Genomic DNA, 14,415 nt, shown 5'->3' with positions numbered 1-14,415 from the left:
AAAACCCACAACAGTTGAGCCTCGCAATATGCGGAAGCTGAACCGGACAGCCGTGGGTCAAGCCCGGGCATGACGAGTGACTAATAGGCAGACCCGCCGAACCTAATCAACTTCCTCACACCCGACCGTGCCCCTCATGCATCGAACATGATCACGCTGCGCAGCGTCTTGCCGGCCTTCATGTTGGCAAAGCCCTCGTTGATCTCCGACAGCTTCAGCTTGGCGGAGATCCAGTCCTCCAGGTGCAGCTTGCCGCGCAAGTAGAACTCGACGAGTCGGGGCATGTCGACGCGGAAATGGTTGGAGCCCATCGACGAGCCCTGGATGCGGCGCTCGCGCAGGAAGTCGAAGCCGTGCAGCTCGATCTTCTGGCCGAACGGGATCATGCCGACGATGGTCGCGGTGCCGCCCGGCGCCAGCATCGCGAACGCCTGCTCGGCGGTCTCTTTGCGCCCGAGCACCTCGAAGGCGTGATGCACGCCGCCCTTGGTGAGCTCGCGCACCTGGGCCACGACGTCGCCCTCAGTGGGATTGATGATGTCGGTCGCGCCCAGTTTCGTCGCAAGCTGCAGCTTGGCCGGATTGGTGTCGATGGCGATGATGCGGCCCGCGCCCGCGATCTCCGCCCCGTTGATCGCGGCCATGCCGACGCCGCCGCAACCGATCACGGCCACCGTCTCGCCGGCCGTTACCCGCGCCGTGTTGACGACGGCGCCATAGCCGGTGATGACGCCGCAGCCGATCAGCGCCGCGAGATCGAGCGGCATGTCCGGGCGGATCTTCACGATCGCATTCTCGTGCACCAGCATCTGCTCGGCAAAGGACGACAAATTGAGGAACTGATGCAGCTTCTCAGCTCTCGCCCATGACAGCCGGTTGGAGGCGCCGGGCGGCATCTTCACCGTCGCATCGGTGCACAGCACCGGGCGGCCCGTCGTGCAGTTGTCGCAGGTGCCGCAGAACACCGAGAGGCAGGTGACGACGTGATCGCCCGGCTTCACATAGGTGACGTCGGAGCCGACCTGCTCGACGATCCCAGCCGATTCATGGCCGAGCACCGCAGGCAGCGGATGCGGATACAGGCCCTCGATGAAGTGGAGGTCGGAATGACAGAGACCGGCCACCGCCGTGCGGATCAGCACTTCCCGCGGCCCCGGCTTTGGCACGCTGACGTCCTCGATGACGAGCGGCTTGTTGACCTCCATCAGCACGGCGGCTTTCATTGGCGTTCTCCCTGTTTCGTTTATTGTGAGTTGTTATCCGGCTATTTCGACGTAGCCGCTGCGCTCCCTCTCCCCGTTCTTCACGGGGAGAGGGTTGGGGTGAGGGGCAGCCGCACGGGTGGTGCAAATGATTGGACCTGTACCCCCAGCCTGTTCGCTCATCACTCGCACAAAGCAGAAGCCATGAGCTCGCGATCCATCTTCGTGACATTCCACAAGACTACGCCGCCGAAATCAGTTCGCCAACCTCGTCCATGCCTGCGACGCGATCGCCGAGCAGCAACGTCGCCATCGCGTCGTCCGTTTCGTTTTCCGCGAGCCGGAACGGATCGGACGGCGTCAGACGATGATCGACGACGAGCTTCGCCAATAGCAACCGCCGTGCGTCGCCGCGCATCGCGTGGATGCGCGCGCTTTCCCAGGTCAGCGAGACCGCGCTGGCCGTGTGATACAGCAGGCTGGTGGCGCGGCGCGCTTCCGACTCCTTGTCGGCGCGTCCCGCGATCTCGCGCGCAAAGCCCACGGCACGATCCACGAGTCGATGCAGCTGGTCGCGCCAGGCCTGCGGCACGGCGGCGCTGTCGTCGAGCCGTGCATGTAGATCTGCCGCCAGCGCGGCCTCCGCACCGTGCCGGCCCACGGCGCGCTTCAACGCATCGAGCGCGACGATGTTGCCGGTGCCTTCCCAGATCGAGCCGAGATGGGCGTCGCGCAGCAGCCGCGCGGTGACGAACTCCTCGACATAGCCGATCCCGCCGCGCATCTCCAACGCATCGCCGCAGACCTTGCGCGCGTCGCGCGTGGCACGGAATTTCAATGTCGGCGTCAGAATGCGCAGCATCGCCGCGGCATCCTGGCTGCCGGCCTCGGCACGGTCGAGCGCGTCGGCGGTAAGGAAGCTCAGCGACAGCGCCTGCTCGGTCGCGAGCAGGATCTTCAGCAGTTGTCGCCGCCCGAGCGGCAGGTCGACGATGCGTTTTCCGAACACCACGCGGTTGCGCGCGACCGTGATTGCGTCGTGCCAGGCCCGCCGCATCAGCGCCGTCGACTTGACGCCGTTGGAGAGACGCGACGAGTTGACCATCTCGGCCATCTGCACGAAGCCGCGATCGAGCCTCCCGACCGCATAGGCGACGGCGCCCTCCAGCTTGATCTCGCCCGAGGCCATCGAGCGCGTTCCGAGCTTGTCCTTCAGGCGCACGATCCGATAGTGGTTCTGACTGCCGTCATCGAGGAAGCGCGGCATCAGGAACAGGCCGACGCCGCGCGTTCCCGCTTCGGCACCTTGTGGCCGCGCCAGCAGCATCACCACTTTCGCGTCGGCATTGGAGCAGAACCATTTCTCGCCATGCAGGCGCCAATGGTCGCCCTCCGGCACGGCGACCGTCGTCAACGTGCCGACATCGGAGCCGCCTTCCTTCTCGGTCATGAACTGGCCACCCTGGGTCAGCTTTCTCATGTCGGTCTGGGTCAGGCCATCGAGGTACTTGGCCTTGAGCCCGTCGCTGCCGAAGCTCGCCAGCAGCTTGGCGCAGCCGTCGGTGACGTTGATCGGACAGCCCAGACCGAACTCCGCCTGGTTGAACAGGAAGGTGAAGGCGTGCTTGGCCGTGACCGGATACTTGGTCGGCCAGCCGAGAATGCCCTTGCGGATCGACATCGCGTGGATGCCGAACTCGCCAAAGGCGGCGCGCTCGAGCTCGCGATAGGCCGGATGGTACTCGACCCACTGCACGTCGCGGCCGAAGCGGTCGCGCTGGTGCAGCACAGGGCCATGGCGGTCAGCCAGGCGGGCGCATTCGTCGAGATAGGAGCCGGCGAGCTCGCCGAGGCGGTCGAGATGCGGCACGAGGTGCCGAAACAGCGCCTCGGGCAGATGGATGCGCAAGAGATCGGCGAGCGCGGGGTCGGCGCGATAGAAGTTCAGCCCGGTGGTATCGGGCGCCAGCAGCTCCGGCCTCGCGCCGCCGGTCATCACGTCATCGCGCTTCAGGAACTGATGCATGATCGTTAAGCCCTCGTTCGTTTCCGCAAGTCTCTGATGGACTCTTCGACAGGTTGCGCCTGATCGGATACACAACAGGCAGCGGCGTGCGCCGAACCGGGAGCAGATCCATGACCAATCAGCCGACGGAGGTTTATCGCATCTTCGGGGCGGAGATGTCGCCCTATTCGGTCAAGGTGCGATCGTATCTGCGTTACAAGGGCATCCCGCATCACTGGATATTGCGCAATGCGGAAAGCGAGGCGGAGTTCGCACGGCACGCCAAGCTGCCGATCATTCCGCTGGTGGTCGCCCCCGACGAGGTGCCGATGCAGGACTCGACGCCGATCATCGATGCGCTCGAGCTCGACTTTCCGCAGCCGACGATTCATCCAGGCGACGCGCTGACGAGCTTCATCTCGGCCCTGATCGAGGAGTTCGGCGACGAGTGGGGCAACAAGTGGATGTTCCACTATCGCTGGGCCCGCGATCTCGACCAGCGCGCCTCAGCCGGGCGCATCGCCCGCATCCGCGCCCCCAAGGCGGACGAGATCGAGGTCGGCGAACTGGCCGAGAAGATCCGCGCGCGCATGGTCGAGCGGCTGTGGTACGTCGGCTCGAACGAGATCAACGCGCCGCAGATCGAGCAGGGGTTTGCCGAAATGCTCGACCTGCTCGAACGGCATCTCTCGGTCAGGCCGTATCTGTTCGGCCGGCGTCCGGCCTATGGCGATTTCGGACTGTGGGCCCAGTTCTACGAGCTGTGGACCGATCCGACCGCAGGCGCTTTGATCGAGGGCCGCGCGCCGCACGTGCTGGCCTGGATCCACCGCATGCTGTGGCCGCGCGCCGAAGGCGAGTTCGAGCTGTGGCCGGAACTGTCGCTGACCCTGATGCCGATCCTGACCCGCCAGGTCGGCGCGCTGTTCATGCCGTGGACGCTCGCCAATGAACAGGCGCTGGCCGAGAAACGCGATGCCTTTCGCGTCCAGTTCGGCGACTTCACGTGGATGCAGAAGCCGCAGAAATATCACGCGCGCTCGCTGGCGATGCTCCGCGGCAAATATGCCTTCCTGCACGATCGCAGCCGGCTCGATGTCGTGCTGGAGGAGATCGGCTGCCTCGCCGGATTGCAGCCGCGTCCCACCTGAGGACGCGCAGCAAAAATGTGGGGACGAGCCGTAGGAAGTCGGCCGCCGGTGCACTAGCTTGATGTCTGCGGACGCTCTGGCTCAAGGACATGCCCATGGACATCCCTGCCTACAAGATCGCCCTCATCGTCGGTGCCGGCGAAGGGCTCTCGGCCTCGCTGGCGCGGCTGTTCGCGCGCGAGAAGATCCGCGTGGCGCTGGCCGCCCGCAAGATCGAGAAGCTCGGAGCGCTCTGCAACGAAACCGGCGCCCGCGCCTACCCCTGCGATGCGACCAATCCGGAGGAGGTCGAGCGGCTGTTCGGCATCGTCGAGCGCGAGATCGGCGCGCCCGATCTCGTGGTCTACAACGCCAGCGCGCGGGCGCGCGGAGCGCTCACCGATCTCGTGCCGGCCGACGTGCAGCAGTCGATTGCCATCAGCGCCTTCGGCGGCTTCCTGGTGGCGCAGCAGGCGGCACAGCGCATGCTGCCGAACAAGCACGGCGCCATCCTGTTCACCGGCGCCTCCGCCAGCGTGAAGGGCTACGCCCAGTCGGCGCCGTTCGCGATGGGCAAGTTCGCGCTGCGCGGCCTAGCCCAGAGCATGGCGCGCGAATTGTCTCCGCAGGGCATCCACGTCGCGCATTTCGTCATCGACGGCGCGATCAGGAGCGCGGAACGCCAGGAGCCGGCGGAGCGACCGAATTCGATGCTCGATCCGGATGCCATCGCCGCGAGTTATTGGAGCGTGCTGCAGCAGCCGCGCAGCGCCTGGAGCTGGGAGATGGAGCTGCGGCCATGGGTCGAGACGTTTTGAGAGCTGATGTCGCTCGGAGCTGTAGCTGTTTCGAGCACCGCTCTCTCACCTCGTCATTGCGAGCGAAGCGAAGCAATCCAGGGCCGAGCAAGGACTCTGGATTGCTTCGCTTCGCTCGCAATGACGTGGATAGGTCGGCGCCTCACAACGACTGTCATCGCCCGGCTGGATCGAGCGATTTAGCAATCGCAACTGATAGCCGATGACACTGTAACGCCGCGGCGTACGGGATGCCCCGCCTTCGCGGGACATGACGACCGCTATTTGTTGTCGAACATCACGGCTTGCAGCCCGCGACTGATAAGTTGAAAATCTGCACTCGGTGAATCCGCCACCACGCCGCTCAGCCCCTTCTCGAACCTCACCAGCGTCCAGTCATCCGCATGCGGCTGGATCGTGAAACCGGCCTTGCGGGCGAGCGCGATCATCACGTCGTTGGTACGCAGCGCGTCGCCTGACAGCGTGGCGCCGCCGAGCGCGCGGGCGCGCCGCTCGAGATTTGCGATCAGGGCCGGGCCGATGCCGTGGCCGTGCCAGCGGTCGAGCACCGAGAGGCCGAACTCGACGCGACCAGTGGCGCGGTCCAGCGCATAGCGCGCCTCGGCCACGATGCCTTCGACGCCGTCATGGTCCATCGTCGCGATCAGGCTGTACCGGTCGTTGCGGCCGAGCGCGACGAAATCCCCGAGCACCGCCTTTGGCAGCTCGTTGAGCGCGCCGAGGAAACGCTTGTGGCGCGAGCGTTGGCTCAAGGACCGGACATAGCTCTGCAGCGCCTCGGCGTCGTCAGGTGTGACGAAGCGCAGGCGCACCTCCTCACCGCGCCGCGTGTGAATGATGTTGGAGCCGGCAGCGAGATCGGCAATGGCGGGCGTCGGCATGCGCGGCTCCAACCGGGAAGCTTGCCGGCGCCCTCCTTTGCGGAGCGGCGCCGGCGCGGCGGGATGAGTGAGGGGGATCAACCCCGCCAGAACGGCTTATCGATCTCGGCGGCGATATCGCTGCGGGACAGGCCGAGGTCGTGCAGGTCGCGCTCCGACCACTGCGCGAGCTCGTGCCGGGTCCGGTAGCGGAAGCGCCAGGCCGCAAGCAGCTCCACGACGCCGGACCAGAACCCCGGGCCATGATGTTTCGTCATTGACGAGGAGACGTAGACGGACATGAAAGCCTCCTGAAAATTCCTTGAGGCTGCAATATCGAGCGCTTGCGCTTCATCCACAAACGACATTTACTACCGGTTCGGATGAAATAACGTCATGAACCGGGGAGGCCGCGAATGACACGGCTGCCGTCGCTGAATGGATTGCGGGCGTTCGAGGCTGCGGCGCGGCATCTGAGCTTCACCCGCGCGGCCTCCGAGCTGAACGTGACGCAGACCGCGATCAGCCATCAGATCAAGCGCTTGGAAGACGAGCTCGGCATCCGCTTGTTCGTCCGCCAGAACCGCAGCCTCGCGCTGACGCCGCAGGCCCGCGACTATCTTCCGCTGGTGCGGGCCGCATTCGACGATCTCCGGCTGGCAACGGAACGGCTGGTCCGCAAGGACAACGCCAAGGTGCTGACGGTCTCCACCATCGCCTCGCTGGCGGCGAAATGGCTGCTACCGCGGCTGACGGCCTTTCAGGAGGCCCATCCCGGCATCGACGTGCGCATCACGACCTCGACCGGCCTGGTCGATTTTCGCAAGGACGATGTCGACGCCGCGATCCGCTATGGCCGCGGCCACTGGCCGGGCGTGCGCGCGGAATGGCTGATGGCCGACGAGTTGTTTCCGGTATGCAGTCCGGCGCTGCTGCAGGGCGAAAAGCCGCTGCGCTGTCCGGCGGATCTCGCGCATCACACGCTGCTGCAGGCCAGCGGCGGCTATGATGACGACTGGCGGCTCTGGCTGACCGCGGCGGGTCTGCCGGTGGAGATGTCGCGGCAGGGCCGGCTGAGCTTCGACCTGTCGCTGATGACCGTCCAGGCCGCGATCGACGGCCTCGGCGTTGCGATTGGGCGGACCGCCTACGTCCAGGACGACATCGCCAAGGGCCGGCTGGTGGTGCCGTTCAAGATGACGCTGCCGAGCGATGCCGGCTTCTATCTGGTGACGCCGGAGGGTCGGACCGATCCGCCGAAGCTGAAGGCGTTCCGGCAATGGCTGAAGGGTGCAATGCAGCAGAAATCGGCCGCCGCCAATTCTGTTCAAGCCTAGGCTCCTTCGGCGCAAAGCTATTGGCCGCCAGGGCTCGACGTGGCAGATTGTCGCACCTTTCCCATCGGCCGGCGTAGAAATCCTCCGCACGAGCCTCTCGACGGTAGGAGTCTCCCCGCGTGTCCTCAACGTCAATCCCGCAGCCGGCCACGATCCATTCGCGCATCGGCGCGATCCTGCGCGCCACCAGCGGCAATTTCCTCGAGCAGTTCGACTTCTTCCTGTTCGGCTTCTACGCGCCGATCATCGCCAAGGCGTTCTTCCCATCGGAGAACGAGACTGCATCGCTGCTCAATGCCTATGGCGTGTTCTGGCTCGGCGCCCTGATGCGACCGGTCGGCGCTATCGTGCTCGGCGCCTATGTCGACAAGATCGGCCGACGCCAGGGCCTGATCGTGACGCTCGGCATCATGGCGATCGGCACGATCGTCATCGCATTCTGCCCGACGTATGCGACGATCGGCATCGCGGCCCCGATCATCGTGCTGCTCGGCCGGCTGTTGCAGGGCTTCTCGGCCGGTGTCGAGCTCGGCGGCGTGTCGGTCTATCTGTCCGAGATCTCCACGCCCGGCAATCGCGGCCTCTACACCTCGTTCCAGTCGTCCAGCCAGCAGGTCGCGATCTTCGTCGCGTCGGTCATCGGCTACGTGCTCAACCAGGCCATGCCGGCGGACATCGTGGCCGCCTGGGGCTGGCGCATTCCCTTCTTCATCGGCTGCCTGATCATTCCGCTGATCTTCTTCCTGCGCCGCACGCTGGAGGAGACGCCGGCCTTCCTCGCGATGAAGAAGCACCCGACCGCGCGCGAAGTGTTCGCCTCGGCGCTGGAGAACTGGCGCATCGTGATCCTCGGCATGATGATCGCCGTGCTGACCACGACGATGTTCTACTTCATCACCGTCTACGGTCCCGGCTTCGGCAAGCAGCTGAAGCTGTCGGCGTCGGATTCACTGCTCGTCACTTTGCTGGTCGCCGTGACCAACTTTCTCTGGAATCCGGTCGGCGGCGCGGTGTCGGATCGGATCGGACGCAAGCCGGTGCTCGTGACCATCGCGGCGCTGGCATTCCTCACCGCCTACCCGGCGTTGCACTGGCTCGCGGCGGCGCCGAGCTTCGGCAAGCTGCTCACTGTCGAAATGCTGTTCTCGTTCTATTTCGGCTTCTATAGCGGCACCATGCTGGGCTGCCTGGTCGAGATCGTGCCGGCGCATGTCCGCACCACCTGCTTCTCGATCGCCTTTGCGCTGGCAGCTGGGCTGTTCGGCACCGCGACGCCTGCGGTCTCGACCTGGCTCATCAACAAGACCGGCGACAAGGCCTCGCCCGGCTACTGGCTGATGTGCGCCGCCGTGCTCGGCATCATCGCGGCAATGACGGTCTATCGCGGCGGCCGCCAGGCGGTCGCGGCGCGCGAACCCGTGGCCGCCTGATCGGGTTGTCTGTTAACGTCGCGGGCGGCATCATCGGATGCCGCCCATTTTTTTGACGGTGCGGCGGGAGCCGGAGCGAGGTTTGCCATGGATGAACTGATTGCCATCGCCGGTCAGGTCGCGGCGCGGCTGGTCGCACGCAAGCAGACGATCGCGGTGGCGGAATCCTCCGCCGGCGGCCTGATCGCGGCGGCGCTGCTCGCGGTGCCCGGCGCCTCGGCCTATTTTCTCGGCGGCGCCGTGGTCTATACGCGAGACGCGCGTCGCGTGCTGATGGACATTCCGGACGACGCGATGAAAGGGATCCGCTCGGCGTCCGAGCCGTATGCGGAGCTGCTGGCGCGGCAGATCAGGACGCGCTTTGCCACTGATTGGGGAGTGTCGGAGACCGGCGCCGCGGGTCCTGCCGGCAATCGCTACGGGGATGCGGCGGGCCATGCGTGTTTTGCCGTGGCCGGGCCAGCGTCGGCGGTGGTGACACTGGAAAGCGGCAGCAACGACCGCTTCGCCAATATGCGTTTGTTCGCGAAGAGCGCGCTGGAGTTGTTGCTGGAGAAGCTCGGCGAATAGCCTCCGCTGTCGTCCCGGGCAAGCCCGGCGACGCGAAGCGGCGGCGGGCGCCGACCCGGGACCCATACCGCGTGATCTGTCTTGGGGCAGGCTGCGTGTTGCGCCGGTTGCGCAAACCGACTTCCCCCTGTGGCTATGGATCCACGCATTCGCGGGGATGACACCGAAATTGGGGCGCCGCCAGTGGCCACTCAGCGACCGGCCGACGATCTCACTTCTCCCGGAACGCGCGCATCAGCTGGTCGTGCAGTGGCTTCATCAGGTAGGAGATCACGGTGCGGTCGCCGGTCTGGACGAAGGCTTCCACCGGCATGCCCGGGATCAGCTTGACGTCGCCGAGCCGTGCGATCTCCTCCGGCGGCATCGACACGCGGATGGTGTAGTAGCTCTGGCCGGTGCGCTGGTCGGTGGTGACGTCGGGCGAGACGCGGCTGACGACGCCGTTCAGCTCCGGCGTCGTGCGCTGGTTGAAGGCGGACAGCCGCAGCAAGGTCTTCTGACCGACCTGCAGCTTGTCGATGTCCTGCGGGTTGACCTTGGCCTCGACCTGGAGATCGTCGCTCTGCGGCACGATCAGCATGATGGTATCGCCGGCGGTGATGACGCCGCCCACGGTATGCACGGAGGACTGCAGCACCATGCCGTCCTGCGGCGCGCGGATGTCGACGCGGCGGAGCTGATCCTCGGCGGTGACCTTGCGCTCGACGAACTCGCCGATCTTGTCGGTGGTCTCGCGCAGATCCTTGGACACCTCGCTGACCATGTCCTTATCGACCTGGATGATCTGCAGCTCGGTCTCGCTGATCTTGCCCTTGGCCTGCGCCCGCGCCGCGATGAACTGCGCACGCTCGCCGTTGAGCCGGGCGGCGTCGCGCTCCAAGGTGGTCAGGCGCGACAGCTGCACCAGATGCTGCTCATAGAGCTGGCGCACGCCGTCGAGCTCCTTCTGCACCAGCGCGATCTCCTGGTCCTTGGCACTGACCTGCGCCGAGAGCCCCTCGATCTCCTCGTTCAGCTGGGTGACCCGCTCGCGCAGCTGCGCCTTCTGGCCGATGCGGCCGTTGACGCGGACCTCGAACAGCTTGGTCTCGCTCGCCGTCAGGCTCTTGACCTCGGGATCGCTCATGCGCTGCAGCAACTGCGGCGGAAACAGGATCTTGGCCCAGCCGCGCTGCTCGGCCTCCAGCCGCGCGGCGCGCGCCTGCAGCGCATCGAGATTCTTGGTGACGATGGCGAGAGACGCCTTGGTCACGGTGTCGTCGAGCCTGACGACGATGTCGCCGGATTTGACGACGTCGCCGTCGCGCGCCCGGAGCTCGCCGACCACGCCGCCGGTCGGATGCTGCACCTTCTTGACGTTGGATTCGACCACGATCTGGCCGGGCGCGATCAGCGCGCCGGAGATCTGCTGCGTTGCGGCCCAGCCGCCGAACCCGCCGGCGACCGCGACGACGACGCCCATGCCGATCAGCAGGTGGCGGCGGATCGACTCGCGCACACTTTCCGTCTTGCGGCCGCCAGGAAGTGGACCGGCAATGACCTGACTGCTCATGGCTTCGCCACTCCGGCTTCCGAGACGATCTTGATCGGCGACGGCGCACGCGGCTGCAGCACCTGCGCCAGCACCGTCTCCTTCGGACCGAACGCCTGGGCCCGGCCGTCCTTCATCACCAGCACCTGATCGACCGCCTCGATGCCGATCGGCCGGTGCGCGACGACGACGACGATGGCGCCGCGCGCCCGCGCCGAGCGCACGGCGCGCGACAGCGCCTCGTCGCCCTCGGTGTCGAGATTGGAGTTGGGCTCGTCGAGCACGATCAGGAACGGGTTGCCATAGAGCGCGCGCGCCAGCGCCACACGCTGCGCCTGCCCTGCGGAGAGCGCCGCGCCCTGCTCGCCGATCTCTGTATCGTAGCCCTCGCGCATCTTGATGATCATGTCATGCACGCCGGCCTCCTTGGCAGCGGCGATGATGCCCTCGGCCGAGGCATTCGGGTCGAAGCGACAGATGTTCTGCGCCACGGTGCCGGCGAACAGCTCGACGTCCTGCGGCAGATAGCCGACATGGCGGCCAAGCTCATCCGTCGACCATTGGTCGAGCGCGGCGCCGTCCAGCCGGACATGGCCGCGCACCGGACGCCAGACACCGACGAGCGCGCGGACCAGAGAGGACTTGCCCGACGCGCTCGGACCGATGATGCCGAGGCCATTGCCGGCCGACAGCGCGAAGCTCACGTCCTGCACGATCGCTTTCTGATCCCCCGGAGCGACGATCGAGATGGCCTCGACCGAGAGCTTGCCGACCGGCGGCTGCAGCAGGGTCGGCGCCGATCGCTGCGGCATCGTCTGCAACAGATGGCTGAGACGGCGCCAGCTCTGGCGCGCGGCGACGAAACTCTTCCAATGCGCGATCGCGAGATCGACCGGCGCCAGCGCCCGCGCGCTCAGGATCGAGCCGGCGATGATGATGCCGGCGGTCGCCTCCTGGTGGATCACGAGATAGGCGCCGACCGCGAGCACCGCCGACTGCAGCATCATGCGCAGCACCTTGGCGATGGCACCGAGGCCGCCGGCGACATCGCTGGCGCGCTGGTTGCCGGCGAGATATTTCTCGTTGGTCTCGCTCCAGCGCGACAGCATGCGCCCAGTCATGCCCATCGCGACCAGGACCTCGGCGTTGCGGCGGCTTGCGGTGACCAGATCGTTGCGGCGCGCGGCGAGCCCCATCGCCTCCTTGGCCGGCGAGCGGGTGAGGAATTCGGTGATCAGCGTCAAGGTGACGAGGATGATGGCGCCGGCGAGCGCGGTGACGCCGAGCATGACGTGGAAGGCGAAGCAGATCGCCAGATACAGCGGCAGCCACGGCAGGTCGAAGAACGCGCCCGGCCCCTGGCTGCCGAGGAAGCTCCTGATGTTGTCGAGGTCGCGCAGCGGCTGCAGCCCCTCGTTGCGGCCGCCCGCCGACAGCGGCAGCCGCACCACGGTGTCGAACACCCGCGCGTTCAGGCTCTCGTCGAGCGCGGTGCCGATCCGGCCGAGAATGCGGCTGCGGATCATGTCGAGTGCGCCCTGGGCGGCGTACAGCCCGGCGGCGATGATGATGAGGCCGATCAGCGTCGGCACGGACCGGCTCGGCAGCACCCGGTCGTAGACCTCGAGCATGAAGATCGAGCCGGTGAGATACAGCAGGTTGATGATGCAGCTCATCACCCCGACGCCGATGAAGGCGCTGCGGCAACCGCGCAAGGCATCGCTGAGCTCGGATTGCCTCACGTGAGGTGCGGCCGCCATCACCACCATCTCTTCAATTGATCAAATGAGCTGCATGACCGCCGATCAAAGGCACAAACTGGCGGTAAACAAGGCGAAATATACTGATTCCCGCGGTGAGCGTCCAACGATGCTCACTTTAGCGTAAATTAGTGATGTGTTCGGGTATGTCGCATAGCCCGGTGCAAACGTTCAGCCGCGCAGGATCGCGAGCCCTAGAGCCGCCCGCCGGTCCGCACCAGCCGCACCACCAGCAGGAGAATGATGGCGCCGAGCGCGGAATAGACGATTTCCGACACGAGGCCGGTCCCGATCCGGATTCCGAGCCGCGGGAAGATCAGGCTCGCGACCAAGGCGCCGAGCACCCCGATCACGATGTCGCCGACCAGGCCGAAGCCGGTGCCGCGGACGATCTTGCCGGCCAGCCAGCCAGCGATCAGACCGACAAACAGGATGACCAAGATACCTTCGTTCGATACGTGCATGGCATGTCCTCAACCGGCGCGGCCGATCGAGGGCGCGCATTGCCGCACCTTAGCGAGGCGACCGCGACGCTTCGACACGCGATGCACAGTTCCGGCCTGGGAATGGAGCGTTTCGGGCCAACCGTTACGTTGCCGCCACACTTGCCGAAGCTTCCGCGAGGATGCAGCGCGCCAGCCGCTGCGGGCCGAGCGCGACGTTCGGCGGCGGCGCCTCCGCGCAGCGCGGCTGCGCCAGGCCGCAGCGCGGTGCGAACGAGCAGCTCCGCGGCGCCTGGTCGAGCGAGGGCGGCGTGCCCGGGATGGTCTGCAGCCGCTCGCCGCGTTTTGCGCCGTGAATGGTCGAAGCCAGCAGGCCCCGGGCATAGGGGTGCACGGGCTGACGGACGATATCGCGCAAGCTGCCCTGCTCCACGATCTCTCCGGCATACATCACGGCAACGCGGTCGCAGATCTCGATGGCGACGCCGATGTCGTGGGTGACGAAGATGACGGACATGCCGAACTCGCGCTGCAGCTCGCGCAGCAGCAGCAGGATCTGGATCTGAACAGTGGCGTCGAGCGCGGTGGTGGGCTCGTCGGCGAGCAGCACCTTCGGCCGGCACGCCAGCGCCAGCGCGATCATCGCGCGCTGCCGCATGCCGCCGGACATCTCGTGCGGGTAGGACTCCAGCCGCCGCTTGGCCGAGGGAATGCGGACGACGTCGAGCATCTCCAGCGCCCGCGCGGAGGCTTCCGCGTAGCTCTTGCCCTCGTGGCGCATCACGGTCTCGGCGATCTGCCGGCCGATCGTATAGACCGGATCGAGCGCCAGCCCCGGCTCCTGGAAGATCATCGACACCGAGCGGCCGCGAAACTGCGACAGCTCGTCATCGCTCATCGCCAGCACGTCGCGGCCCAGCACCTTGACGTGGCCTGCGATCTGCGTGCGCTTCTTCGGCAACAACCGCATCAGCGCCCGCATCGTCACGCTCTTGCCCGAGCCGGACTCGCCGAGCAGCCCGAGCACCTCGCCATCGCCGAGCGACAGGCTGACATCGTTCACCGCATGCACGGTGCGCTCGCCGGTGAAGCGGATGGTGAGGTTGTCGATCTCGACGAGATTGGTCATGGCAATCTGATCCTGACAAACTCGGTGTCGTCCCGGGCAAGCACGGCGGCGCAACGCGCCGTCGCGCGCCGACCCGGGACCCATACTCCCGATCCACAATTGCGGCACCATCGCCACTCCGAGCCATCGCAAAACGACGGCCGGTGGCTATGGATCCCGGCTCTGCGCCTGCCGTCGCTGCGCGACGTCAGGCTTGGCCG

Annotated in this window: 13 protein-coding genes; 5 read left to right on the top strand and 8 right to left on the bottom strand. The window is 66.3% G+C overall.

The genetic code is table 11. The annotated features are described in order from the left end of the window. Window positions 1-134 precede the first annotated feature (134 nt). On the bottom strand, window positions 135-1,223 hold the full coding sequence (locus tag ACQR1F_RS16140; RefSeq protein ID WP_316239409.1) for a Zn-dependent alcohol dehydrogenase: 1,089 nt from the start codon (window positions 1,221-1,223) through the stop codon (window positions 135-137). Between the two features lie 220 nt (window positions 1,224-1,443). Continuing rightward, window positions 1,444-3,228, bottom strand: coding sequence for an acyl-CoA dehydrogenase family protein (locus ACQR1F_RS16135; RefSeq protein WP_434913445.1), 1,785 nt, complete (start codon window positions 3,226-3,228; stop codon window positions 1,444-1,446). A 110-nt stretch (window positions 3,229-3,338) separates the two neighbouring features. On the opposite strand from ACQR1F_RS16135, the gene ACQR1F_RS16130 reads away from it, so the two are divergent. Further along, complete coding sequence (locus tag ACQR1F_RS16130; protein ID WP_434913444.1) at window positions 3,339-4,358, top strand: glutathione S-transferase family protein; 1,020 nt, start codon at window positions 3,339-3,341, stop codon at window positions 4,356-4,358. A 95-nt stretch (window positions 4,359-4,453) separates the two neighbouring features. After that, window positions 4,454-5,155 carry an SDR family NAD(P)-dependent oxidoreductase gene (locus tag ACQR1F_RS16125; protein WP_315805206.1) on the top strand — a complete coding sequence of 234 codons (702 nt, stop codon included), beginning with the start codon at window positions 4,454-4,456 and terminating at the stop codon, window positions 5,153-5,155. A gap of 260 nt (window positions 5,156-5,415) precedes the next feature. On the opposite strand, the gene ACQR1F_RS16120 is transcribed toward ACQR1F_RS16125, so the two are convergent. Together ACQR1F_RS16120 and ACQR1F_RS16115 are read right to left on the bottom strand one after the other, a co-directional pair. Next, window positions 5,416-6,036: a GNAT family N-acetyltransferase gene (locus ACQR1F_RS16120; protein WP_434913443.1), complete on the bottom strand. Its 621-nt coding sequence runs from the start codon at window positions 6,034-6,036 to the stop codon at window positions 5,416-5,418. Between the two features lie 77 nt (window positions 6,037-6,113). Beyond that, the gene (locus tag ACQR1F_RS16115) at window positions 6,114-6,317 is read right to left on the bottom strand and encodes a DUF1127 domain-containing protein (RefSeq protein WP_315805208.1); all 204 of its coding nucleotides are present in this window, start codon (window positions 6,315-6,317) and stop codon (window positions 6,114-6,116) included. Window positions 6,318-6,431: 114 nt separating this feature from the next. On the opposite strand from ACQR1F_RS16115, the gene ACQR1F_RS16110 reads away from it, so the two are divergent. From ACQR1F_RS16110 to ACQR1F_RS16100, 3 genes are all read left to right on the top strand, one after another. Beyond that, window positions 6,432-7,352: a transcriptional regulator GcvA gene (locus ACQR1F_RS16110; RefSeq protein WP_434913442.1), complete on the top strand. Its 921-nt coding sequence runs from the start codon at window positions 6,432-6,434 to the stop codon at window positions 7,350-7,352. 119 nt (window positions 7,353-7,471) lie between these two features. After that, window positions 7,472-8,782: an MFS transporter gene (locus tag ACQR1F_RS16105; RefSeq protein ID WP_434913441.1), complete on the top strand. Its 1,311-nt coding sequence runs from the start codon at window positions 7,472-7,474 to the stop codon at window positions 8,780-8,782. Between the two features lie 87 nt (window positions 8,783-8,869). Next, a complete protein-coding gene (locus ACQR1F_RS16100; RefSeq protein ID WP_434838536.1) occupies window positions 8,870-9,352 on the top strand; it encodes a CinA family protein in 483 nt (160 codons plus the stop codon). Window positions 9,353-9,563: 211 nt separating this feature from the next. Here ACQR1F_RS16100 and ACQR1F_RS16095 read toward each other — a convergent pair whose 3' ends face one another. From ACQR1F_RS16095 to ACQR1F_RS16080, 4 genes are all read right to left on the bottom strand, one after another. Continuing rightward, window positions 9,564-10,904, bottom strand: coding sequence for an HlyD family type I secretion periplasmic adaptor subunit (locus tag ACQR1F_RS16095; protein ID WP_315805212.1), 1,341 nt, complete (start codon window positions 10,902-10,904; stop codon window positions 9,564-9,566). Next, a complete protein-coding gene (locus tag ACQR1F_RS16090) occupies window positions 10,901-12,643 on the bottom strand; it encodes a type I secretion system permease/ATPase (RefSeq protein WP_434838535.1) in 1,743 nt (580 codons plus the stop codon). The genes ACQR1F_RS16095 and ACQR1F_RS16090 overlap by 4 nt, the downstream gene beginning before the upstream one ends. A 194-nt stretch (window positions 12,644-12,837) precedes the next feature. Next, window positions 12,838-13,107, bottom strand: coding sequence for a GlsB/YeaQ/YmgE family stress response membrane protein (locus ACQR1F_RS16085; RefSeq protein ID WP_316182845.1), 270 nt, complete (start codon window positions 13,105-13,107; stop codon window positions 12,838-12,840). Window positions 13,108-13,231: 124 nt separating this feature from the next. Beyond that, window positions 13,232-14,215: an ABC transporter ATP-binding protein gene (locus ACQR1F_RS16080; RefSeq protein WP_434890285.1), complete on the bottom strand. Its 984-nt coding sequence runs from the start codon at window positions 14,213-14,215 to the stop codon at window positions 13,232-13,234. Between the last annotated feature and the right edge of the window lie 200 nt (window positions 14,216-14,415).

Source organism: Bradyrhizobium sp. HKCCYLS3013 (assembly GCF_051167615.1).
In the GTDB taxonomy this organism is placed as follows: domain Bacteria; phylum Pseudomonadota; class Alphaproteobacteria; order Rhizobiales; family Xanthobacteraceae; genus Bradyrhizobium.
This window is presented reverse-complemented; position numbering and strand designations above follow the sequence as displayed.

Excerpts from the sequence above, each read along its gene's own strand:
- ACQR1F_RS16140 (WP_316239409.1), bottom strand. The coding sequence starts at position 1,223 with ATGAAAGCCGCCGTGCTGATGGAGGTCAACAAGCCGCTCGTCATCGAG.
- ACQR1F_RS16135 (WP_434913445.1), bottom strand. The coding sequence starts at position 3,228 with ATGCATCAGTTCCTGAAGCGCGATGACGTGATGACCGGCGGCGCGAGG.
- ACQR1F_RS16130 (WP_434913444.1), top strand. The coding sequence starts at position 3,339 with ATGACCAATCAGCCGACGGAGGTTTATCGCATCTTCGGGGCGGAGATG.
- ACQR1F_RS16125 (WP_315805206.1), top strand. The coding sequence starts at position 4,454 with ATGGACATCCCTGCCTACAAGATCGCCCTCATCGTCGGTGCCGGCGAA.
- ACQR1F_RS16120 (WP_434913443.1), bottom strand. The coding sequence starts at position 6,036 with ATGCCGACGCCCGCCATTGCCGATCTCGCTGCCGGCTCCAACATCATT.
- ACQR1F_RS16115 (WP_315805208.1), bottom strand. The coding sequence starts at position 6,317 with ATGTCCGTCTACGTCTCCTCGTCAATGACGAAACATCATGGCCCGGGG.
- ACQR1F_RS16110 (WP_434913442.1), top strand. The coding sequence starts at position 6,432 with ATGACACGGCTGCCGTCGCTGAATGGATTGCGGGCGTTCGAGGCTGCG.
- ACQR1F_RS16100 (WP_434838536.1), top strand. The coding sequence starts at position 8,870 with ATGGATGAACTGATTGCCATCGCCGGTCAGGTCGCGGCGCGGCTGGTC.
- ACQR1F_RS16095 (WP_315805212.1), bottom strand. The coding sequence starts at position 10,904 with ATGAGCAGTCAGGTCATTGCCGGTCCACTTCCTGGCGGCCGCAAGACG.
- ACQR1F_RS16090 (WP_434838535.1), bottom strand. The coding sequence starts at position 12,643 with ATGGCGGCCGCACCTCACGTGAGGCAATCCGAGCTCAGCGATGCCTTG.
- ACQR1F_RS16085 (WP_316182845.1), bottom strand. The coding sequence starts at position 13,107 with ATGCACGTATCGAACGAAGGTATCTTGGTCATCCTGTTTGTCGGTCTG.
- ACQR1F_RS16080 (WP_434890285.1), bottom strand. The coding sequence starts at position 14,215 with ATGACCAATCTCGTCGAGATCGACAACCTCACCATCCGCTTCACCGGC.